General features: G+C 73.2%; 16 protein-coding genes. 4 read left to right on the top strand and 12 right to left on the bottom strand.

All coding sequences use genetic code 11. The annotated features are described in order from the left end of the window. Window positions 1-5: 5 nt before the first annotated feature. A complete protein-coding gene (locus ACSP50_RS04405) occupies window positions 6-1157 on the bottom strand; it encodes an acyl-CoA dehydrogenase family protein (protein WP_014687948.1) in 1152 nt (383 codons plus the stop codon). A 221-nt stretch (window positions 1158-1378) separates the two neighbouring features. Between ACSP50_RS04405 and ACSP50_RS04400 the strand changes: the two genes are divergently transcribed. Next, entirely contained in the window at window positions 1379-6292 is a 4914-nt protein-coding gene (locus ACSP50_RS04400; RefSeq protein WP_014687947.1) for an SCO7613 C-terminal domain-containing membrane protein, read from the top strand. On the opposite strand, the gene purE is transcribed toward ACSP50_RS04400, so the two are convergent. From purE to mca, 7 genes are all read right to left on the bottom strand, one after another. Continuing rightward, window positions 6289-6786 carry a 5-(carboxyamino)imidazole ribonucleotide mutase gene (gene purE, locus ACSP50_RS04395; protein ID WP_014687946.1) on the bottom strand — a complete coding sequence of 166 codons (498 nt, stop codon included), beginning with the start codon at window positions 6784-6786 and terminating at the stop codon, window positions 6289-6291. The two genes, ACSP50_RS04400 and purE, sit on opposite strands and share 4 nt — an antisense overlap. Next, a complete protein-coding gene (locus ACSP50_RS04390; protein WP_014687945.1) occupies window positions 6786-7928 on the bottom strand; it encodes a 5-(carboxyamino)imidazole ribonucleotide synthase in 1143 nt (380 codons plus the stop codon). The genes purE and ACSP50_RS04390 overlap by 1 nt, the downstream gene beginning before the upstream one ends. Window positions 7929-8101: 173 nt before the next feature. Further along, the gene (locus ACSP50_RS04385; protein ID WP_014687944.1) at window positions 8102-10093 is read right to left on the bottom strand and encodes a thioredoxin domain-containing protein; all 1992 of its coding nucleotides are present in this window, start codon (window positions 10091-10093) and stop codon (window positions 8102-8104) included. Between the two features lie 130 nt (window positions 10094-10223). Further along, window positions 10224-11162: an LPXTG cell wall anchor domain-containing protein gene (locus ACSP50_RS04380; protein WP_014687943.1), complete on the bottom strand. Its 939-nt coding sequence runs from the start codon at window positions 11160-11162 to the stop codon at window positions 10224-10226. Between the two features lie 81 nt (window positions 11163-11243). Beyond that, the gene (locus ACSP50_RS04375; RefSeq protein ID WP_014687942.1) at window positions 11244-13772 is read right to left on the bottom strand and encodes a bifunctional diguanylate cyclase/phosphodiesterase; all 2529 of its coding nucleotides are present in this window, start codon (window positions 13770-13772) and stop codon (window positions 11244-11246) included. Window positions 13773-14004: 232 nt separating this feature from the next. Next, entirely contained in the window at window positions 14005-14355 is a 351-nt protein-coding gene (locus ACSP50_RS04370; RefSeq protein WP_014687941.1) for a hypothetical protein, read from the bottom strand. Window positions 14356-14372: 17 nt separating this feature from the next. Beyond that, window positions 14373-15254, bottom strand: coding sequence for a mycothiol conjugate amidase Mca (mca, locus tag ACSP50_RS04365; RefSeq protein ID WP_043510818.1), 882 nt, complete (start codon window positions 15252-15254; stop codon window positions 14373-14375). 112 nt (window positions 15255-15366) lie between these two features. Here mca and ACSP50_RS04360 point away from each other — a divergent pair, with 112 nt between their 5' ends. Beyond that, the gene (locus tag ACSP50_RS04360) at window positions 15367-15789 is read left to right on the top strand and encodes a DUF4307 domain-containing protein (RefSeq protein WP_043510816.1); all 423 of its coding nucleotides are present in this window, start codon (window positions 15367-15369) and stop codon (window positions 15787-15789) included. Between the two features lie 136 nt (window positions 15790-15925). Then, window positions 15926-16420 carry a transcription elongation factor GreA gene (greA, locus tag ACSP50_RS04355; protein ID WP_014687938.1) on the top strand — a complete coding sequence of 165 codons (495 nt, stop codon included), beginning with the start codon at window positions 15926-15928 and terminating at the stop codon, window positions 16418-16420. 22 nt (window positions 16421-16442) lie between these two features. Here the strand turns inward: greA and ACSP50_RS04350 are convergent, their stop codons facing one another. Genes ACSP50_RS04350 through ACSP50_RS04335 form a run of 4 tightly spaced genes read right to left on the bottom strand, consistent with a single transcriptional unit; the run spans window position 16443 to window position 21634 of the window. Continuing rightward, window positions 16443-17777 (bottom strand): M48 family metalloprotease, encoded by a 1335-nt coding sequence (locus ACSP50_RS04350; protein ID WP_014687937.1) that lies wholly within the window; start codon window positions 17775-17777, stop codon window positions 16443-16445. 43 nt (window positions 17778-17820) lie between these two features. Next, complete coding sequence (ilvA, locus tag ACSP50_RS04345) at window positions 17821-19056, bottom strand: threonine ammonia-lyase (protein ID WP_014687936.1); 1236 nt, start codon at window positions 19054-19056, stop codon at window positions 17821-17823. A gap of 38 nt (window positions 19057-19094) precedes the next feature. Next, window positions 19095-20456 (bottom strand): amidase, encoded by a 1362-nt coding sequence (locus ACSP50_RS04340; RefSeq protein WP_014687935.1) that lies wholly within the window; start codon window positions 20454-20456, stop codon window positions 19095-19097. 26 nt (window positions 20457-20482) lie between these two features. Beyond that, window positions 20483-21634: a cystathionine gamma-synthase gene (locus ACSP50_RS04335; RefSeq protein ID WP_014687934.1), complete on the bottom strand. Its 1152-nt coding sequence runs from the start codon at window positions 21632-21634 to the stop codon at window positions 20483-20485. Between the two features lie 24 nt (window positions 21635-21658). Between ACSP50_RS04335 and ACSP50_RS04330 the strand changes: the two genes are divergently transcribed. Next, the gene (locus ACSP50_RS04330) at window positions 21659-22105 is read left to right on the top strand and encodes an HIT family protein (protein WP_014687933.1); all 447 of its coding nucleotides are present in this window, start codon (window positions 21659-21661) and stop codon (window positions 22103-22105) included. Window position 22106 lies beyond the last annotated feature (1 nt).

Below are 22106 nucleotides of genomic sequence, written 5' to 3'. Positions count from 1 at the left end.
GTAGGCTATTTGAGGAGCTGCCGCGCCATCACGATGCGCTGGACCTGGTTGGTGCCCTCATAGATTTGGGTGATCTTGGCGTCGCGCATCATGCGCTCGACCGGGTAGTCGCGGGTGTACCCATAACCGCCCAGGATCTGCACCGCGTCCGTGGTGATCTCCATGGCCACGTCCGAGGCGAAGCACTTGGCCGCCGCCCCGAAGTAGGTCAGGTCGGCATCGCCGCGCTCGCTCTTGCCGGCGGCGGTGTAGGTCAACTGGCGGGCCGCCTCCAGCTTCATGCCCATGTCGGCGAGCATGAACTGCAGGCCCTGGAACTCGGCGATCGCCTTGCCGAACTGCTTGCGCTCCTTCGCGTACGCCAAGGCGAAGTCGAGCGCACCCTGCGCGATCCCGATGGCCTGGGCCGCGATGGTGACCCGGGTGTGGTCCAGGGTCTTCATCGCGGTGGCGAAGCCGGTGCCCTCGGCGCCGATCATCCGGTCGGCCGGGATGCGTACGTTGTCGAAGTAGACCTCGCGGGTCGGCGAGCCCTTGATGCCGAGTTTCTTCTCCGGGGCGCCGAAGCTGACGCCCTGGTCGGACTTCTCCACCACGAACGCGGAGATGCCGCGGGACCGGGCGGCCGGGTCGGTGACCGCGAAGACCGTGTAGAACTCGCTGACGCCGGCGTTGGTGATCCACCGCTTGACGCCGTTGAGCACCCAGTGGTCGCCGTCGCGGACGGCGCGGGTGGTCATCGAGGCGGCGTCGGAGCCGGCCTCGGGCTCGGACAGGCAGTAGGAGAACATGCCCTCGCCGGCGGCGACCTTGGTGAGGTAGCGGCGCTTGAGGTCCTCCGACCCGGCCAGGATGACCGGCAGCGAGCCGAGCTTGTTGACCGCCGGGATCAGCGAGGACGCGGCGCAGGCCCGGGCCACTTCCTCGATCACGATGGCGGTGGCCAGGGCGTCCGCGCCGGCGCCGCCGTATTCGACCGGGATGTGCGGGGCGTGGAAATCGGACGAGCGCAGGGCGTCGTACGACGCCTTGGGGAACTCTGCGGTCTCGTCGGCCTCGGCCGCGTTCGGAGCCACCCGGGCGTCACAGACCTCGCGCACGGCGGCACGGATGGTCTCGTGATCCTCCGGCAGCCGGTAGACGTCGAAATCAGTCATCTTCCCTTGCCCTTCCCTGAAGCAACGGTCCCGCCCGCAATGTTACTGGCGCGTAGCGTACGCCGGGCAACGGAACCTGACTGTGCCGAATATCGCCGTGCCGGGTTCGGTGCCGTTTCAACAGATCTCCACCCGGTTGAGACTGTTCTAATGAAGTGGCGGACCGGCATGCTCTAGCTACCGAGCGAGAGCTAGAGGGCGAAGCGCTGCGAGGAGGACCGGTGGCGAAGGCTGAGGAGCCTGACTACGGCGAGCAACTGTCTCGCATCGACGCCTCGATCGCGGCGCTCAAACAGCAGGACATGGAGGCCGCCTCCACGCGCACCAAGATCGCGAGCAAGATCCAGGCCGCCCAGTTCCAGCGGGACATCCTGGCGCACGCGCAGAAGCAGAAGACCGCCCGGCCGCGGGGCCGCCGCCCGGCCGAGGAGTTCCCGCCCCCGCCGCCGCCGGAGGCCCGGGTCACCGGCCTCGGCGAGGAGCCGCCACCCCCGCCGCCGCGCAGCGCGACCCGCCGGCCCACCGCCGACGGCCCCGAGCCGGGCGCCGCCCGCCGGCCGCCCCGGCAGCCGATGGCGCCGATGGAGCACGGCCCCGAGGCGTCCACCCAGTCGGTGCAGAACATCCTGCTCGGCCTCGGCGCGCTGCTGATCGGCGGCGCCGCGGTGGTCTTCGCCGGGGTGGCCTTCTCCAACCCGGTGGCCCGCGCGGTGATCCTGGCGCTGTTCACCGCGATCGCGCTGTCGGTCGCTCCGGGCGTGGCCCGGCGCACGCTGACCTCGACCGCCGAGACGATCGCGGCGATCGGCCTGATCGTGCTGCCGATGACCCTCTACGCGCTGCACGGCAGTGCGCTGGGCGGCGGACCCGCCGTGGCCACCCCGCTCTATCTCGGCATCACCTTCGCGATCACCGCGATCGCCGGCTTCCTGTACGCGGGCGCCACCAAACTGGCCATCCCGCGCTATGCCACCGTGATCGCCACCCAGCCCGTCGCACCGCTGCTCGCGTACCCGTGGATCCACAGCCCGGCCGGCTGGGGCCTGGCCCTGACCGCGGTGGCGGTGCTCGACCTGCTGCTGCTCACCCGGGTGCTGCGGCGCGGGCGGCTGGTGCCGCGCTGGCCGCTGGGCCGACCGACCGCCGCCGACCGGGCCGCCGAGAGCGAGCCGGAGTGGCCGGAGCCGCGCCCGGAGTCACAGCCGGAAGAGCCCGACCTGATCATCCCCGGCCTCAGGCCGCGCCGCAGCCGCTGGATCCCGACCCGGATCTTCCCCGGGCCGCGGCCGGAGGGCGCCCCGCCGGCCGGGTCCGTCCCGCTGGCCCCGCCGGCCACCCCGCCGTCCGCCGAGTGGCTGCGCGAGCTCACCTTCTTCCTGCTCTGCGTGGCCTGTGCGGGGGCGCTGCTCTACTCCTCGGTGGCGCTGCTGCAGGCGCAGGTCGTGCCGGACGCGCTGCGCTCCGGCCTGATCCTGGTCGCCGCCGCGCTCACCGCGGTCGCCGCCGCCCAGCTGCTGGACCAGCCGCTGGCCCGGCACATCGCCGGCGGCGTGCTCACCCTCGCGGTGATCGGCGCGGCGGCCCGGGTCGCCGCGGTGGTCGACCCACGCTGGACGCTGGTCGTCGCGGCCGCCACGGTGGCGATCACCGGCGCCCTCGTCGGCATGCTGCCGGCGCAGGTCAGGACAGGTCCGCAGTACGCGTCGACGGCCGCCCTCGCGCTGATCGGCGCCCGGGTGGCGATCGACGCGATCCGTGCCGCCATCGCCCCGGTGGCCGCCGCCCGGCCGGTCTGGCACGCCGACACCGCGGCCTACGCCCGCACCCTCAGCGACGCCGTCGGCAGCGCCGGCTGGCTGCTCGTCTTCAGTGCGCTGCTGGTCACCGTCGCGGCCGCGCTCGCCCTGCCCGGCGGGATCCGGCACGAGGGCGCGGTGATCGGCGTCGCGGTCACCGCCCTGGCGCTGCCCGCGTCCCTCGCCCTGAACTGGTCGGAGGCGCCCTGGCCGCTGGTGCTGGCGGCGATCGCGCTGGGCGGGGCCGGCCTCTGGTCGAGCACCCGGCGGGTCGCGATCACGCACATCGCCGCGGCCGGGGTGGTGGGGCTGTTCGGGGCCGGTGCCGCGCTCGCCGCCACCTGGCTCACCGCGGCGGTGCTGACCGCGCTCGCCGGCGCCGGCGTGATGGTGACCATCGCGGCCCGGCAGATCCCGGTCCGGCTGTTCGCCTGGATGGTCGGCGACTGGGCGTCCGGCGCGGCCGCGCTGGCCATCCCGGGCGCCGCGGTGACCGCGGTGCTGGCGATCACCGACACCGGCCAGGGGCCGCCGCCGACCGCCGCGGCCACCGTCCCGGCGCTGGCCGCCGGTTTCCTCACGGTGGCCGGCACGCTCACCTACGCCGCGGTGTTCCAGGTGGCCCGCCGCGAGATCAGTTTCCCGCTGACCGCCGGCACCGGGCTGGGCGCGCTCGCCCTGGCCGCCGCCGCCCTGTTCGCACCCGGCCGGGCGCCGGCCGACATCGCCGTCGGCGCGCTGCTGATGGCCGCCGCGCTGCTGCTGTTCTTCGCCAAGAGCATCGACGAGCGGGGCCGCACCGACCGGATGATGGACGGGCCGGACTGGGCCGCGGCAGCCGCCACGGTGGCGATCTGCGGGGCCCTGGCCCGGGTCGCCGCGCTCGCCTTCCCGGCCGCCCCGCTCGCCGTCGCCGGTGTGGTGATCCTGCTGGTCGGGATGGGCGTCACCATTTTGCAGGAGGACTGGAAACGCGGGCCGTCCCGAGGTCTGGGCCTGGCCGCGCTGGTGGTCGCCGGGCTGGCCGGGTTCCAGGCGATGGGCGGCAGCCTGCGGATCCTCACCGCTCCCGGCCCGCTCTGGGCCGCGGACGTCACGCACCTCGCCGCGGCCCCGCCGGCCGGCGCCTGGCAGGCCCCGTTCGCGCTGGTGATGGTCGCGATCACGGCGGCCATCGCGCTGCCCCGACCGTGGTCGCACCACGCCTCCGGGGTGTGCGCCGCGCTGGCCACGATGGGTGCGCCGTGGGCGCTCGGGCTGCCCTGGTGGTCGCCGCTGCTGATCGGGGCGGCAGTGGCCACCGCGTACGCGCTGGCCGCTCTCGCCACCGCCGAACCGGCCGCGGCCCGGGCCCGCGCCGCGGTCGCCGCCATGGTGCTGCTGCACGCCTCCGTGGTCGGCCTGGCCCGCCCCTGGTCGACCGGGATGGCGCTGCTCACCGTCGTGCTGCTGGGCTCTCTGGTGGCGGTCGCCGCCCGGGTGGCCGCCGGCGAGGCCGACGTGCTGCCCGCCCACCGGGCGCAGGTCGGCGGCGCCGCCACCGGGTCGGTGCTGCTCGCCCTGCCCGGCACGTTCGCCGCGTTCGCCGCCGACCAGGGTGGCAGTGCGCAGGTGGTGCTGACCGCCGCGCTGGCCGGCTCCAGCCTCGGCCTGGCGCTGCTCGCGCTGCTCGGCCGGCGGGTCCCGCAGTACCTGCCGTGGGCGACGATCGGGCTGGTGCTGGGCGCGATGGTGACCGCGCTGGTCTCGGTGCCCAGTTCCTATCCGACAGCGTTGTACGCGGCGGCCGCCGCCCTGCTCGGTGTGCTCGCCGAGATGCTGCGCGGCGCGGTGCCGGCTCCGCTGCGGCCGAGCGTGGTCGAGGAGTTCCCGGCCGGCGACATCCGCTATCAGCGGGCCCGCCGGATGCGCGGCGGCGGCGGCCTGTTCCAGCGTTGGCTGGCCGACCCGGCCACCGGTGCGGTGATGCTCGCCCTGCTGCCCACCGTGCTGGCGCTGTTCTCGCTGGCGCCGGCCCTGCGCGCCGCCCTGGTCGACCCGCTCAAGCAGCTCGGCTCGGTCTGGAAAGGGCCGGTCCCGGCCCTGATCACCCCGGCCGCCGGCACCATCGACGCGACCAGCGCGCTGGCCGCGGTGCTGCTCACCGGCGCGGCCGCGCTGGCCGCGCTGAGCTTCGGCGGCCGGCCCGCCGAGACCGTCCCGGTGATCCTGCCCGGGGTCGCCCTGACCCTGCTGATCACGCCGATCGCGCTGCACGCCGGGTTCCCGGCGGCCACCGGCGCGGCCCTGGTCGTCTTCACCATCTCGATGCTGGGCCTGGCGCTCACCCTGCCCCCGGTCGCCAGCCGGGCGCCGCTGCTGCGCGGCACCCGGACCGTGGTGTTCGTGGTCGGCCTGCTGGCCGGCGGCGCCGGTCTCGCCGGCAGCCTGGCCCGGTCCCCCCTGACCCTGCTCACCCTCGGGTGCGCGGTCTTCGTCGGGGTGGCCGCCGCGGTCGCCGGCCGCACCCCGTCGGCCCGACTGCTGGGCTGGCTGTTCGCCGCCCTGATGGGCCAGATGTTCGTGCTGGCCGGGGCGATCGCGCTGGGGCTGAGCCGGCATTGGGCCGCGTTCGGCGTGCTCGCGGTCGGCGCCGGCCTGCTCGCCCTGGAGTCGCTGCTGCCCCGGCTCGGTCTGGCGCAGTACCGCGCCGAGGCGGTCACCGTCGAGTGGAGCGGGTACGCGTCGGCGGCGATCGCCGGTGCCCTGGCCTTCGACTCGCCGGCCCACCTGGCGGCGCTGCTCGCCGCCTGGGGCGCGGTGCTGGGCCTGACCGCGTCCCGACCGGACCGCACGCCCGGCCAGCGCCGGACGATGTTCTGGCTGGCGGTCGGCTTCGAGATCGTCGGCTGGTGGCTGTTCATCGCGCTGGCCCAGGTGGCCCTGCCGGAGGCGTACACGCTGCCGTTCGCGGCGCTGGCCCTGGCCGTCGGCATCGTGGAGGCGCACCACCGTCCGGAGCTGTCCAGCTGGGCGGCGTACGGTCCGGCGTTGCTGGCCGCCTTCGTCCCGTCGATCGCGCTGGTCCTGGCCGGTGGCAGCCACAACGACCTGCGTGAGGTGCTGCTGCTGCTCGGCGGGGTGGTCACGCTGATCATCGGGTCGCGCAGCCGGCAGCAGGCGCCGGTGGTGATCGGCACGATCGCGACCGTCGTGGCGGCCTTGAAGTTCGTCTTCAGCCTGGGCGGGCCGTGGCTGATGCTGGTCCCGGTCGGGGTGATCCTGATCTTCCTGGGTGCGACGAGCGAGAGCCGCCGCCGCACCACGGAACTGCGCAACCGGGTGTCCCAGATGCGCTAGCCGAGCAGTTTCTCCCGCAGGGCCGCGTCCTTCTCGCCCACCAGCTTTTCCAGGCCGGCCTGGAAGTCCGACATCCTCTGGCGCAATCCGGCGTCCGAGGATCCGAGGATCCGCACCGCGAGCAGCCCCGCGTTGCGCGCCCCGCCGATCGACACGGTCGCCACCGGCACCCCGGCCGGCATCTGCACGATCGACAGGAGCGAGTCCATGCCGTCCAGGTGTTTCAGTGGCACCGGCACCCCGATCACCGGCAGCGGGGTCAGCGCCGCCACCATGCCGGGCAGGTGCGCCGCCCCGCCGGCGCCCGCGATGATCGCCTTGATCCCCCGCCCGGCCGCCGACTCGGCATAGTCGACCATCTTGCGGACGGTCCGGTGCGCCGAGACCACACCGACCTCGAACGGCACCTCGAACTCGGCGAGCGCCTCGGCCGCCGCCTCCATGGTCGGCCAGTCCGAGTCACTGCCCATGATGATGCCGACGACGGGTGCCATCACTTACCTTCCTGCAGCCACTGAGCGGCCCGCGCGGCCCGCGCGCGCACCGATGCCAGGTCATCGCCGAGCACGGTGACATGCCCGATTTTCCGGCCGGGCCGGACCTGCTTGCCGTAGAGGTGCACCCGCGCCCCCGGGTCCTCGGCGAACAGGTGGTGCAGCCGCTCGTCGATGGAGATGCCGCCGTCCTCGCCACCCAGCACGTTCGCCATCACGACGACCGGGGCGGCCAGTGCGGTGGAGCCCATCGGATAGTCCAGCACGGCCCGCAGGTGCTGCTCGAACTGCGAGGTCCGGGCGCCCTCGATGGTCCAGTGCCCGGAGTTGTGCGGGCGCATCGCCAGCTCGTTGACCACGATGCCGTCGCCGGTCTCGAAGAGCTCGACGGCCAGCAGCCCGACGACGCCGAGCTCGGTGGCCAGGTCGATGGCGAGCTGCTGCGCCGCCAGCGCCCGCTCCTCGCTCAGCCCGGGTGCCGGCGCGACCACCTCGACGCAGATCCCGTCCCGCTGCACGGTCTCCACCACCGGATACGCCGCGACCTGCCCGAACGGCGACCGCGCCACGAGCGCCGCCAGCTCTCGCCGCAGCGGCACCTTCTCCTCGACGATCAGCGGGATCCCGGTGGACACCAGGTCCTCCGCGGCCTCGCGAGAACCGACCATCCAGACGCCGCGCCCGTCGTAGCCGCCCCGGGTCGACTTGGCCACCACCGGCCAGGCACCGCCCGCGAACGCCTCGATCTCGTCGGCCGTGCTCACCCGCGACCAGCGCGGCACCGGCGCCCCGAGCGCCGCCAGCCGCTCCCGCATCATGCCCTTGTCCTGCGCGAACACCAGCGCTTTCGACCCGGGGAAGATTTTCACACCCTCGGCCTCGAGCGCCTCGACATGCTCGGTCGGCACATGCTCATGATCGAAGGTGACGGCATCGCACCCCTTGGCGAACTCGCGCAGCGCGGCGAGATCGGTGTGCGTGCCGATCGGCACATCGGCCGCGACCAGCGCGGCGGAATCGTCGGGCCGCGCACTGAGCACACGCAGTGACTGGCCAAGGGAAATCGCGGCCTGGTGGGTCATCCGGGCCAGCTGGCCCCCACCCACCATGCCGACCACGGGCAGACCGGTTCGGGTATCCATCGCCCGCCCAGCCTAGCGACGCCGCTACCCCACCGGGAAATCAACCCGGCGTCTACCCACCCGAGGTCCCCCGGTCCCGCCCGGTCCGCCGCACCCCCACTTCAAGACCCCGCTTTCGTACGACGTGAGCAGCCCCGCCCTCGCCACGCTCCCGGGCGGTCGGCGGCCGGCGCTCACGAGCGGAGGCGCGCGAGGAGGTCTTTCGGCGTGGTGACCGGACGGTCGCAGACGAAGCCGCGGCAGATGTACGCCGTGGGTCTGCCGTCGATCATCGGCCGGTCGGCGAGCAGCGGCACCCCGGCCAGATCGGGCGGCCCGGCGACGACCACCGAACCGGCCGGCGCCTCCCGGACCGCCTCGATCACCAGCGGGTCGTCCAGGTCGTCGGTGGCCACCGCGATCTCGTACGGCCCGGTCAGCGCCGCCTCGGCCACCATCGCGGAGTAACCGGCGAACCGTGGATGCTCCCCGATCAGCGGCCCGGCCGTCGCCAGCGCCGCGTCCGCCGCGTCCCGATACCGGGTCTCGCCGGTCAGCGCGGCGTACGTCACCAGCGCCGCGCACACCGCGGCCAGCCCGGACGGGGTCGCGTTGTCGGTGGGGTCGGCCGGGCGGGTCACCAGTTTCTCGGCGTCGTCAGCCGTGTCGTAGAAGCCGCCGGACCCCGTACCGAAACGGGCCAGGGCGACGTCCAGCAACCGGCCGGCCAACCGGGACCACCGCGGATCCGCGGTGATCTGATGCACGGCGAGGAACGCCTCGGCGACGCAGCCGTAGTCTTCCAGCACCCCGGCCGGGTCCCCGACGACGCCGTCCCGGGACACCCGCCGCAGCCGTCCGTCGATCAGGTGCCGGTCGGCCAGCACCCCGGCCAGCGCGACGGCCGCCTCGCGGGACGCCGTCGAGCCGGTCAGCGCCCCGTGTTCGGCCAGCGCGGTGATCGCCAGACCGTTCCAGGAGGCGACCACCTTGTCGTCCCGGGCCGGCTGCGGCCGCTTGCCGCGGGCGTCGAGCAGTCGGGCGCGGACGTCGCGCCACCGGTCGACGAGCGCCGGGTCGGCGGCGTCGATGTCCCGCGCGAGCACCAGCACGCTCCTGCCGTGCTCGAAGGTGCCGTCCGGGGTGACCCGGAACAGGTCGGCGGCCCAGGCCCCGTCGTCCGGCCCGAGCACCTCGGTCAGCTCGGCCGGTGTCCACGCGTAGGTGAGCCCCTCGACCCCGTCGGTGTCCGCGTCCAGCGCCGATGCCAGCCCGCCGGCCGGAGTCGCCAGGTCACGGAGCAGGAACTCGGCGGTCTCGTCGGCGACCCGGCGGGCCGGCACGTCCCCGGTGAGTCGCCACAGCTGGGTGTAGACCCGCAGCAGCAGGGCGTTGTCGTACAACATCTTCTCGAAGTGCGGCACCGTCCAGTGCTCGTCGACCGCGTACCGCGCGAAACCGCCGGCCAGCTGGTCGTAGATGCCACCGCGCGCCATCCGTTCCGCGGTGTGCCGGACCAGTTCCAGCGCCTCCGCCGACCCGGTCCGCTCAAGGTGACGGAGCAGGAACAGCAGGTTCATGTGCGGGGGGAATTTCGGAGCACCACCGAATCCGCCGTACGTCTGATCATGCTCCTGTGCCAGCCCGGCAGCCGCCGCCGCGAGCATCTCCGCGGTGACCGCCGCGACCGGCCCGCCCACGGCCTGGGCCCCGCCGACCGCCTGGACCACCGCGGCGCCCTGCTTGAGCACCCCGTCGCGCTCGTCGCGCCAGGCCGCGGTCACCGAGGTGAGCAGCCGGGTGAACTGCTGTTTCGGAAAATAGGTGCCGCAGTAGAACGGGTCACCGTCCGGCGTCGCGAAGACCGTCATCGGCCACCCGCCCTGGCCGGTCATCGCCTGCGTCGCCGTCATGTAGACGGCGTCCACGTCGGGCCGCTCCTCGCGATCCACCTTGATCGCCACAAAGTCCGCGTTGAGCTGCGCCGCCACCGCGTCGTCCTCGAACGACTCGTGCGCCATCACATGACACCAGTGGCACGCCGCGTAGCCCACCGAGATCAGCACCGGCACCTCCCGCCGCCGCGCCTCCGCGAAGGCCTCCGCGGACCACTCCCACCAGTCCACCGGGTTGTCCCGGTGCTGCTGCAGGTAGGGCGAGGTGGCATTCGCGAGACGGTTGGCCATGCCCCCAGCCTCTCACGCGCCGGCGTCACATCCCCGGCACCGGACGAGCTCGTCCCACCACGTGCCGGCCGACACCGCTGAGCGGCCCGGCACGTTTCCCGTGCCGGACCGCTCAACACCGGTCCGCAGGTCAGGCCACGAACCGCCGGCGACGGTGACGCGCCATCAGGAACAGGCCGGCGCCGGCGAGGACGACGATCCCGCCCACAACGGCGACCGTTCCGCTGTTGCTCCCGGTCACCGCGAGCGCGGGCGTCCCGGACGGCGACGCGCCGGCCGGGGCGGCGACATCGCTGGACGCGCCGGGACTGCCGGACGCGGCGGCCCCGGGCAGCAACCCGACGAACGCGGTGGCCGTCTGATCCGCCATCACCTCCACCGAGGTGCTGTCCGGGTTGTCGCCCGCCAGTTTGCGTCCGGGCACGCTGACCCGGTAATCCTGCGTCGCCAGCCCGGTGAAGGACACCCAGCCCTTGGCGTCGGTCCGGCCGCCGGCCACCCGCGCGCCGCCCGGCTTCGGCTGGCTGAGCACCACCTCGGCGCCGGCCAGGCCCGGCTGCTCACTGCTGGAGTCCCCCTTGGCGTCCACGAAGACCTTGAGCCGCATGGTCCCCTTGCCGCCCGGCACCGGCAGCCGGAAGGTGCCCAGGTCGTCAGCCGGGTCGGCGTCGCCCGCCGCGGCCTCGAACTCGAAGCGGCCGGCCGCGTACCCGCCGCGGGATCCGGCGTCGCTGACCTTGGCAGCCCAGGTGAAGGTCCGGCTGGCGCCGGGCGCCAGATCGAACGCCGCGCTCCAGGGCATGTCGCCGATCCAGGTCAGGCCGTCGTAGGTGCCGCCGGACCGGATGCCGGTCGCGGCGACGGCACTCACGTTCCTGATCGTGTAGACCGCCGTGATCGTGTCACCGACCGAGTACGCCGCCTTGCCCGGCGTGATGGCCACCGTCACCTTGAGGTCGGGCAGCGGGGCGGCCTGCGCCGGCCCGACGGCCAGCAGTCCGGCTCCGAGCCCACCGGTGGCCGCGGTCAGTGCGGCGAGAAACCGCCCGGGAACATGTCCGGTCCTCATTCCGTCGTTCCATGATCAATCATCGGAGAGCGAATGGTATGACCTGGTCAGAGCCGCCGCGTCCGCCGAATGTGCGGACCGTCAGGACGCGCCGTCGGCGCGCAGTGGGGTGATCGTGGCCTCGCCGGTGGAGGATCGGCGCAGCTGGGTGAGCGCTTGGACGATCTTGTCGGCGGGCATCGGTTTGCAGAAGTGGTAGCCCTGGGCGGACGGGCAGCCGAGGGCGATCAGCGCGGCCCGCTGTTCGATCGTCTCGATGCCCTCGGCGACGACCCGGACGCCGAGCCGGGCGCCGAGCTCGACCGCACCGCGGACGACGGCGCCGGCCGCGACGGAATCGATCATCTCGTCGACGAACGAGCGGTCGATCTTGATTTCGTCGACCGGGACCCGGGTGACCGAGGCGAGTGAGGAGAAGCCGGTGCCGAAGTCGTCCAGCGACATCTGCACGCCGGTGGCGCGCAGCCGGGCCAGCACCTCGTCGACGATGTCGCGTTCGCTGACCGCGACCGACTCGGTGATCTCCAGGACCAGCCGGGAGGCGGGCGTGCGATGCCGCCGCAGCGCCTCGGTGACCTGCGCCGGGAAGGTCGGGTCGGTCAGGCTGCGGGCCGAGACGTTCACCGAGACGGGCACGTCGATGCCGGCCGCCGTCCAGTCCGCCGCGGCCGCCAGCGCCAGGTCGAGAACCCGCCGGGTGAACGGGATGAGCAGCTCGCTGCGTTCCACCGCGGGCAGGAACTCGGCCGGGGACAGCTGCCCGCGCCGCGGGTGCCGCCAGCGGACCAGGGCCTCGCAGCCGGTCGGCGCGCCGGTGATCAGATCGACCGCGGGCTGCAGGTGCAGCACGATCTGGTCGTCGGCGGCGAACGCGTCCTGCAGCTCGGCGAGCAGGGCCAGTTGGTCGGTGCTGCTGGCGTCCTGACCGCTGTCGTAGGTGCCGACGGTGAGCCCCTGCTCCTTGGCCCGCCCGGCGGCCAGCGACGCGCGCCGCAGCAGCTCGGTCACCTCGACGTGACCGGCTTGGGCGACCACCGCGCCGACGGTCACCTCGACGGCCAGCCGCACCCCGGCCACCTGCATCGGCAGCCGCAGCTGCTCGACCAGCTCGCGGGCCCGGCGCAGCGCCTGGGAGAGGATGTGCGGGGCGCCGCGGGCCCAGCCGTCCGGCCCGGCCAGCGCGGTCAGCGCCGGCATCAGCAGGGCGAACTCGTCGTCACCGATCCGGGCGACGAGCTCGCCGGCCCGGGCCTGGCCGGTGAGCCGCTCGGCGATCACCCGGAGCACCTCGTCGCCGCCGCGGTGCCCGAGGGTGCTGTTCACCTCACGGAAACCGACCACGTCGAGCAGCAGCAGGGCGACCGGGCGGCCGCGTTCGCCGGAGCGCAGCACGGTGTCGCCGTCGGCGGTCAGCGCGGGCCGGTTGCTCAGCCCGGTCAGCGGGTCGTGCACCCGGTCGTGGGCGACCAGCGCGTCCAGCTCGGTGATCCGCTGATGGGCGGCCGCGTCGTGCAGCGCCCCGGCCAGAGCCTCGCCGTACGCCGTGATCGCCGCCTCGTCCCGGGCGGCCGGCAGGGTCGGCTCGCCCAGCCAGACGGTGAGCTCGCCGACCGGGCGGCCGGCGACCGCCATGCCCCGGGTGACCGCCGGGCCGGAGCGGGCCACGTCCGGGTTCTGTCCCGGGCCGTCCTCCGCGTACCGCCGGCTGCCCTGCTCGGAGCGCAGCTCCAGTTCGGCCCGCCGGGCGCCGAACACGTCGAGGGCGCCGCGCAGCCCGGCCCGGGCGACCTCGGCCTCGGTGGTGCCGGGGAGCCGGGCGGTGGCCGCCGCGAACGCCTCCCACATCCGGCGTTCCTCGGCGGCACGCAGGTGGAACCGGTAGGTGCGGTGCAGCAACCAGAGCACCGGGCCGAAGGCGAGCAGCCAGAGCGGCTCGCGGACCAGGGCGTAGACCGCGCACACGCCGACGATCACGTTGCCGGTGGACATCGGCACCTTGGCGTACAGCACCCTGGTGGCGAGCTGCGCCGGTGCGGCGTCGCGCTGCAGGGTGAGGGTGAGCACCACCAGGCCGAAGGTGATCAGCAGGTAGGTGGCCGCGCCGGCGGCCAGGGCCGGCACCAGCCGCCCGCTGCGCACCCCGGCGTCGCCGGCCAGCAGCGAGGTGACCAGGGCGGCGGCGGAGACGCCCAGGGTCATCGAGGCGACCAGGTGGACCACCTCGGCGACGTTGCGCAGGCCGGTCAGCCAGGCGAGCAGGAGCCAGGCGGCGCCGATGCCGACCAGGGTGGCGGCCGGGAGCCAGCCGGCCGGGCAGACCACCAGCCCGACCACGACGGCCGCCTCGGCCCAGCTCACCGAGACCGCGTCCGGGCCGAGCCGGAAACGCAGGCCGGCCAGCTGGGCGATGGCCGCCAGGACGGCCGCCACGCAGCCGCCGTCGAACGGCGTGAGCGGGCTGTCGGCGCGCAGGTGGGCCGGTTGCAGCGCGCCGAGCAGGACGGCCGCCAGGGCCGCCACCACGACGGTCACGGTGAGGACCCGCACCGGGCGGGAGCGGCCGGCGAGCCGGGTCCACGCCCGACGGTGCGCCGCGGAGCGACCGGTCATGACCGGGTCCCGGAACGCGCGGGACGATGCACGTGCAGATGCGGAAGCCGGAATCGGCGCCGGAGTCCACTCATCTCGGCGCCCCCTTCCGCGCAGGGTCCAGGAGGCCGTATGGCCCCCGGCGGAAGGCTAAATCAATCCCGATGAACGCAACAGGGCTTGACGCCGGGCCGGGGACGACACTCGCCGCCCGCCATCGTCGGACGGACCGGCGCGGCAGGCAGCGGGCCGATCATGGGGCGGTGCGCCCGGAGTCCGATGCGGACTCGTGTTTCTCCTCCGGCACCGCCGCCACCTCGCCTTCCGCGGGGTCGGCGACCTTGGGCGATCGATCCGCTTCGACGCGGACCGGCGCCTCGGTGCCGGACCGGGCGAGATCCGCATTGAGCCGCGCGATTTCCGCCACACGCTCGCGCTCGGCCTCATCCGAGAAACTGTCGGGAAGCCGACGAATGCGCTTGTTCATGTTGCGGATCAACAGCACGGTCGCTATGCACATCAGGACGATCAGGAACAGGCCCATCGGACCGGCCAGGCCGCCCTCACGGGTGTCCCCGAAGTTGTTGACCGCGATAATGTCCACGCCCCCAAGCCTACTGCTCAGGCGGCGTCGACCTTCTCCCGGATGCCGGCGAACAGGTCGGACTCCGGCACCGGGCTGTCGACCAGCGAGCGGGCCAGCTCGAAGTCCTCGGTGGGCCACACCTTCTGCTGCATCTCCAGCGGGATGTGGAACCAGAAGCCGTCCGGGTCGACCTGGGTGGCGTGCGCGCGCAGCGCGTCGTCGCGGACCGCGAAATACTCGCCGCACTCGACCCGAGTGGTGATCTTGTCACCCCGGTCCTGCCGGTCGGACCATTTCTCCAGCCACTCGGCGTACGGCGAGTCCAGCCCCGCGGCGAGCATCCCCTCGTGCAGCGCGAGCATCCGCGCCCGGGTCCAGCCGGAGTTGTAGTACAGCTTCAGCGGCTGCCACGGCTCGCCCAGCTCCGGGTAGAGCTCCGGGTCGCCGGCCTGGTCGAAGGCGATCACCGCGACCTTGTGGCACATGATGTGGTCGGGGTGCGGATAACCGCCGTTCTCGTCGTAGGTGGTCATCACGTGCGGGCGGAACTCGCGGATCAGCTTGATCAGCGGTTTCGCCGCCTCGTGCGGGTCCTGCAGGCCGAAGCAGCCGTCCGGCAGCGGGGGCAGCGGGTCGCCCTCGGGCAGCCCGGAGTCGACGAAGCCGAGCCAGGCCTGGTCCACGCCGAGGATCTCGCGGGCCCGGTCCATCTCCCGGCGGCGGATGTTGGTGATGTCGGCCAGCACCTCGGGCCGGTCCATCTTCGGGTTGAGCACGCTGCCGCGCTCTCCCCCGGTACAGGTGGCGACGAGCACCTGGGCGCCCTCGGCGACATATTTCGCCATCGTGGCGGCACCCTTGCTGGACTCGTCGTCCGGGTGCGCGTGCACAGTCATGAGACGCAGTTGCTCTGCCACGTTGATTACCCTCTCGACCAGGCCTGCCGTCGGCGGGCCGGGACCGGCTGCGAAGATGGACTCTGCCATTCTGGCCGATCCCCCGGACAACAAACGCATGAGAGGCCGTCAGGTGAGCGAGACGCGCGCCACAACCCCGGTTTTCCCGCCCGGCCGGTACGGCCGTCGTCGGGAGCCCGGCCGGCGCCGCCCGCTCGGACTGGTGGTGGCCGCGGTCGTGTGCGGTGTCCTGGCCCTTGGGCTGACCTGGGCTTATTATCAGAAATTCGGCCGTACGGACTACAGCCCGGAGATCGTCGGTTGGAACGAGCCGACCGACACCGAGATGGTGATCAAGTTCCGGGTCCGGGTGCCGGCCGGCGAGAGCGCCGCCTGCATGCTGCGCGCCCGTGACTACCAGGGCTATGAGCTGGGTACCCGGACGGTCACCGTGCCCGCGAGACCGGGCGGCGGCGAGATCGTGGTGACCGGGTCGGTGCCGACGACCGCGCGCGGCTCGGTCGGTGACGTGATGAGTTGCCGCCCCGCCGGCTGAGTCCGGCCGGCCATCGACCGCTCCGGCGCCATGCGTACCGCTGGTAAGGTTGGTGATTCGCTGCGTTCACCGCGCACCCATTTCGTGCACTGCCGTTCCCGCTTTTCGCACTTTCCGTCCAGCAAGGAGATCGACCGTGTCCAGTTCCGAGGCGCCGAAGACCTGGCTCTCCCAGGACGCATACGACCGGCTGCAGGCCGAGCTCGACGAGTTGATCGCTGGCCGCCCGGCGATAGCGGCGGAGATCAACGCTCGGCGTGAGGAAGGCGACCTCCGGGAGAACGGTGGCTACCACGCGGCCCGCGAGGAGCAGAGCCGCCAGGAGGGCCGGATCCTGTACTTGAAGGAGTTCCTGCGCAACTCCGAGGTCGGCGAGGTGCAGGCCGCCGACAGCGTGGTGCCCGGCTCGGTCGTGACGATCTACTTCGACGACGACCAGGCCGACACCGAGACGTTCCTGCTCGGCTCGCGCGAGATCTCCTCGACCACCGACCTCACCGTGTACTCCCCGGAGTCGGCGCTCGGCAAGGCGATCCTCGGCGCCCGCCCCGGCCAGACCGTGACCTACACCGCGCCCAGCGGTGCCGACATCAAGGTCACCGTGGTCAAGTTCGGCGCCTTCGAGGGCTGAGGCCGCTCCCGGGCGCTGAGACTCACCAGGTGGCGACGAGCTCGCGGCGCACCGATTCGTAACTCGCCGCGAGTTCGTCGTCCATCCGCGCCTGCTCCGGCTCGGTCATCACGACCGCGGCCGGTTGCGCCGGGCGCGCCGCGAGCAGCCCGGCCCGCAGCCCGTCCGGCGGGTGGGTGGCGAACACCGACACCCCGGCCCGCCTGCTCAGCTGCCGGTACGCCGCCAGTCCGGTGGCCTGGTTGACCCGTGCCTGATCGGCCGCCGCCCGCCAGGCCGCCGCGCCGTTACCGGCCCGGGCCTCCCGCCGGGTGACGGTGTCGATGCCGTCGGCCAGCAGGAACACGTCGATCATCCGGATCACCGCCGCGCTGCCGGCCACCTTCGCCGCCAGCTCGTCCGCCAGGTACTCAGCCCGCTGTGAGTCCCGGCGGCTGATCGAGACCAGCAGCAGGTGCAGCAGCCCGATCAGCTCGGCGAGGATGCCGGCCACCACGTCGACCACCGACTCCGCGATCATGCCGATCAGGTTGGAGGTCCCGGCGCTGCCGCGGGCCGGTCGCACCATGCCGCGCCGCGCGTCCGGGCGCAGCCGGGTCCGCTGCAGGTCCGGCCGCAGCAGGTAGGCCACCTGACCCAGCGTGCTCTCCACAGCCTGGGTGAGCAGGCCTCGGCGGACGTCCCCGTTCACGAAGTGGCCGAGCTCGTGACCGAGCAGCGCGACCCGCTCCTGGGGATCGAGCACGGCCCACAGCGGGGCGCCCAGGCGCAGCACCCGCCGGCGACGCAGCCCCACCGTGGTGGTGGACGCGTTGAACTCGGGAGTGAACACCACCACGTGGGGCATCGGCGTGCCGGCCGCCGCGGCCACCCGCTCGATCACCGCGAACAGCGTGGGCGCGGTGTCACGGTCGAGCTGCCAGCCGTCTCGGATCAGCCCGGACAGCCGGCCCAGCCGGGGCCGCAGCACCACGGCGATCAGGATCAGCAGCGCGCCGATCAGGTTGAGCGGCTCGAAGAAGTCGTGGACGAGCAACCCGACACCGATCACCAGCAGGGCCGCGACGACGGCGAGCAGGGGCACCGCGAGAGCGATGGTGGCGATCCGGGCCGACGTCGCCGCCCGGGCGAGGGCCGGCGCCTCCCGCAGCTCGGCGTACTGGCTCTCGGTCAGTCGGTACGCGGCCCGGAACAACCGCCGGTCCAGCCACCGCCAGCCCATCTCCGGCGAGCGCTGCCCGGGATCGAAGCAGTCCAGGTTCCATTCACAAGCCGGGCACCACGGCTCGGCCGACCGCCGGCTGATCGTTTCCGTCCCGCACTTCGGGCAGCCCGCCCCGATCGACACCACTGACACGAGCGGAGATCATCCAGGGGGTGGCGGGAAGCGGCAACCCCGGTCAGGGGGTGGCGTCGGCCAGCAGCGCCACCCGATATCCGGCGTCGCGCAGGGCGCTGATCAGCGCCGCCGAGTGGGCCGGGCCGCGGGTCTCCACCGACAGTGCCACCTCCACCTCGCCGAAGCTCAGCCGCGGGCTCTGCCGGGAGTGCACCACGTCGACGATGTTGGCGCGCTGCTCGGCGATCTCCCGCAGCATCCGGGCCAGCTGCCCGGGCCGGTCGGTGCAGCGGACCGCGAGCCGCAGGTAACGCCCGGCCGAGGCGAGCCCGTGCTCGATCACCTTGAGCAGCAGCATCGGGTCGATGTTGCCGCCGGACAGGATGGCCACCACCGGGCCGCCGCCGCGCGGTGGGGTGTACGCCCCGGTGAGCAGGGCGGCGACGGCGGCCGCACCGGCCGGCTCCACCACCATCTTGTGCCGCTCCAGCAGCACCAGCAGGGCCGCCGACAGGTCCTCGTCGGTGACCGTGACCACCTCGTCGACCAGTTTCGCCACGTGCGCGAAGGTCAGGTCGCCGGGGCGGAGCACGGCGATGCCGTCGGCGATGGTGGCGCACGACTCCAGTTTCCGCGGCGCGCCGGCCGCCAGCGAGGGCGGGAACGCGGCCGCCCCGCTCGCCTGCACGCCGATCACCCGCAGGTCGGGGCGCAGCGCCTTGGCGGCGACCGCGAGACCGGAGATCAGCCCACCGCCGCCGACCGCGGTGATGATCGTGCTCGCCTCCGGGCACTGTTCCAGGATCTCCAGCGCCAGCGTGCCCTGCCCGGCGATCACGTCGGGGTGGTCGAACGGGTGGATCAGCACCGCCCCGGTCCGCCGGGCGAAGTCGCCGGCCGCGGCGAGCGCGTCGTCGACGCTGGTCCCGGCGTACTCCACGGCGGCGCCGTACCCCTTGGTGGCGCTGACCTTGGGCAGCGGCGCGCCCTCCGGCATGAAGACGGTGGCCTTGATGCCGAGCAGCCCGGCGGCGAGCGCCACCCCCTGGGCGTGGTTGCCGGCGCTGGCCGCGACCACGCCGCGGGCCCGGTCCGCCTCGGAGAGCCGGGAGATCCGGGTGTACGCGCCACGGACCTTGTAGGAGCCGGCCCGCTGTTGATTCTCACACTTGAGCCAGACCGGCACCCCGGTGATCTCGGTGAGCGGCCGGGAGGTCACCAGCGGCGTGGTTTTCACGACGCCGGCGAGCAGGTCCCGGGCCGCTTCGACGTCGGCCAGGGAGAGCAGGTCGGTCATGGGCACCAATCGTGCCACTCAGCCCGGCGAGTGCCGCATCACACCAGGGCGTGACGCTGCCAGGGGTTCTGCAGCTCGAACTGGCCGGCCACCGAGAGCAGCAGCAACTCCGAGTCGGGCGGGCCGACCAGCTGGACGGCCAGCGGCAGCCCGTCATCCGGGCGGAAGCCGACCGGCACCACGATGGCCGGCAACCCGGCGAAGTTCCACGGTGCCTGATACGGCGCGTACCGGGCGTTGGCCTGCATGTTCTGCACCCAGGACAGCGACGAGAAGGAGAGCGCCCGCGGCGGCGTGGCGGCCAGCGCCGGGGTGAGCAGCAGATCCACGTTGCGGTCGGCGAAGAACCGGATCGACCGCTCGCGCCAGGCCGCCCGCTGGCTCGCCCGCACCAGCCCGGCCCTGGTCACCGCACGGCCCAGCCGGATGTGCCGCTGCGTGCGGGGTTGCAGGGACTTCAGATCAAGACCTTCGGAGTTCTTGTACGCGCCGGCGAACCACGTGGCCAGTACCCCCAGCGCCACCCCGGTGGGGTATCGCGGATCGGCGTGCACCGTGTCGTGCCCGGCGTCGACCAGCAGCTTGGACGCCTTGGTCACGGCCGACACGTTCGGCTCGTCGGGTTTGACCCCGGCCACCGGGGAGCGCAGCGACACCCCGATCCGCAGCCGGGCCGGCTCGACCAGTTTCGCGGGGGCCTGACCGGCCAGCACGCTGAAGCCGAGCGCCGCGTCGGCCACCGTGGTGGTCAGCACCCCGTTCTCCACCAGGCCGAACCAGTCGTTGGCCCCGAAGTCGACCGGCACCACGCCGCGGCCCGGCTTGAGCCCGACCAGGCCGCAGCAGGCCGCCGGGATCCGGATCGAGCCGAGCCCGTCGTTGCCCTGGGCGATCGGGACCAGCCCGGCCGCCACCGCGGCGGCCGAGCCCCCGGACGACCCGCCCGGCGTACGATCCAGATCCCACGGGTTGCGGGTGGGCCCCTCCGCGTCGTCGGTGACCGCCCAGAGGCCCATCTCCGGCATCTTGGTGACCCCGACGACCACCGCGCCCGCCCCGCGCAGCCGGCGGACCACCTCGTGGTCCACCTCGGCCACCTCGCCGGTGCGGGCCGCGGCCGAGCCGTGCCAGGTCGGCAGGCCGGCCACCGCGGTGTTCTCCTTGACCGCGACCGGCACCCCGGCCAGCGGAAGGTTCGCCAGGTCCTCCTGGTCGTCGACCTTCTCCGCCTCGGTGATCGCCTCACCGCCGCGGACCACCCGGAACGCGCCGAGTGCCGGGTCGGAGATGGCGATCTGTTCCAGATGGTCGGCCACGACCTGGGTGGCGTTGGTGTCCCCGCGCCGCACCGCCCGGGCGATCTGCTTGGCGGTGGCGCCCACCCAGGTCGTCGTGTCCATCTGCCGATTCTCCCGCTGTTGAAGCCTTAGCCGAGCGCCTGCTCGAGGTCGGCGAGCAGATCGTCAACGGTTTCGATGCCGACAGACAGTCGCACGAGATCGGCGGGAACTTCAAGCGCTGAGCCCGCAGCCGACAGATGTGTCATCTGCCCAGGGTGCTCGATCAGCGACTCGACTCCGCCGAGCGACTCGGCGAGCACGAACAGCTTCGTCCGGTTGCAGATCTCCACCGCCTGCTCCGGGCCGCCGGCCGCGCGGAACGACACCATGCCGCCGAACCGGCTCATCTGCTTGGCCGCGGTCTCGTGGCCGGGGTGGCTCTCCAGCCCCGGGTAGAGCACGCTCGCCACCTTCTCGTGCTCGCTGAGGAACCCGACGATCCGCTCGGCGTTGTCACAGTGCCGGTCCATGCGTACACCCAGGGTCTTGATCCCCCGCAGCGTCAGCCAGGCGTCGAACGGGCCGTTCACCGCGCCCATCGCGTTCTGGTGGAAGGCCAGCTCGTCGCCGAGCCCCGGGTCGGCCACCACCAGCGCGCCGCCGACCACGTCGGAGTGCCCGCCCAGGTACTTCGTGGTCGAGTGGATCACCACGTCGGCGCCGAGCGCGAGCGGCTGCTGCAGGTACGGCGAGGCGAAGGTGTTGTCCACGGCGAGCATCGCGTCGTACTCGTGGGCCAGCGTCGCCAGGGTGGTCACGTCGGCGATGTTGAGCAGCGGGTTGGTCGGCGTCTCGGCCCAGATCAGCCGGGTGTGCCCGGGACGGAAGGCGGCCCGCACCGCGTCGAAGTCGTCCAGCGGGACGGCAGTCCAGTCCAGGCCCCAGCGCTCGGCGACCTTGGAGAACAGGCGGTACGTGCCGCCGTACGCGTCGTTCGGGATGACGACGTGGTCACCGGGCCGGCAGACCGCGCGCAGCAGGGTGTCCTCCGCGGCGAGCCCGCTGGCGAAGGCCAGGCCGCGCCGGCCGCCCTCGATCGCGGCCAGGCACTCCTGGAGGGCGTCCCGGGTCGGGTTGCCGGAACGGCTGTACTCGTAGCCGAGGCGCGGCGCGCCGACCGCGTCCTGCGCGTACGTGCTGGTCTGGTAGATCGGCGGAACCACCGCGCCGGTGCGGGGATCCGGGTCCTGCCCCGCGTGGATGGCGAGGGTGTCGAACCCATAGTGATCGGTAGTCATGTAACGCAAGGCTAGTCTCAGTCCGTGGCCGACTGCGTGTTCTGTGGGATCGTGGCGGGCGATGTCCCGGCATTCAAGGTCGCCGACGAGGCGGCCGGGGTGGCGTTTCTCGACACCAGGCCGGTGTTCAAGGGGCACGTCCTGGTGGTTCCCCGCCCGCACATCGTCCAGTTGACCGAGCTGCCACCGGCGCTCCTGGAACCCTATTTCGGATTCGTCCGGAGCATCGCCGCGGCGGTGCCCGCGGCCCTGGGATCCGGCGGCACCTTCGTGGCGATGAACAATCTCGTCTCCCAGTCGGTGCCGCACCTGCACACCCACGTCGTCCCCCGGACCAGGGGCGACGGCCTGCGCGGGTTCTTCTGGCCCCGGCGCAGGTACGACTCGGACGCCGAGGCCGCGGAGATCGCCGGAAGCATCGGTAAGGAATTGCACCGCGCCGGTGTTACAGACAGCGGACGAAGGGAGTGAC

The organism is Actinoplanes sp. SE50/110, from assembly GCF_900119315.1.
Taxonomy (GTDB): domain Bacteria; phylum Actinomycetota; class Actinomycetes; order Mycobacteriales; family Micromonosporaceae; genus Actinoplanes.
The sequence above is the reverse complement of the archived record's forward strand: the minus strand, read 5'-3'. Positions and strand labels throughout refer to the sequence as shown.

What these genes read in the sequence shown, in the direction of transcription:
- ACSP50_RS04335 (WP_014687934.1), bottom strand. Translation starts at nt 21,634, where the DNA reads ATGACTACCGATCACTATGGGTTCGACACCCTCGCCATCCACGCGGGG.
- ACSP50_RS04405 (WP_014687948.1), bottom strand. Translation starts at nt 1,157, where the DNA reads ATGACTGATTTCGACGTCTACCGGCTGCCGGAGGATCACGAGACCATC.
- ACSP50_RS04375 (WP_014687942.1), bottom strand. Translation starts at nt 13,772, where the DNA reads ATGACCGGTCGCTCCGCGGCGCACCGTCGGGCGTGGACCCGGCTCGCC.
- ACSP50_RS04385 (WP_014687944.1), bottom strand. Translation starts at nt 10,093, where the DNA reads ATGGCCAACCGTCTCGCGAATGCCACCTCGCCCTACCTGCAGCAGCAC.
- ACSP50_RS04390 (WP_014687945.1), bottom strand. Translation starts at nt 7,928, where the DNA reads ATGGATACCCGAACCGGTCTGCCCGTGGTCGGCATGGTGGGTGGGGGC.
- ilvA (WP_014687936.1), bottom strand. Translation starts at nt 19,056, where the DNA reads ATGACCGACCTGCTCTCCCTGGCCGACGTCGAAGCGGCCCGGGACCTG.
- purE (WP_014687946.1), bottom strand. Translation starts at nt 6,786, where the DNA reads ATGGCACCCGTCGTCGGCATCATCATGGGCAGTGACTCGGACTGGCCG.
- ACSP50_RS04380 (WP_014687943.1), bottom strand. Translation starts at nt 11,162, where the DNA reads ATGAGGACCGGACATGTTCCCGGGCGGTTTCTCGCCGCACTGACCGCG.
- ACSP50_RS04340 (WP_014687935.1), bottom strand. Translation starts at nt 20,456, where the DNA reads ATGGACACGACGACCTGGGTGGGCGCCACCGCCAAGCAGATCGCCCGG.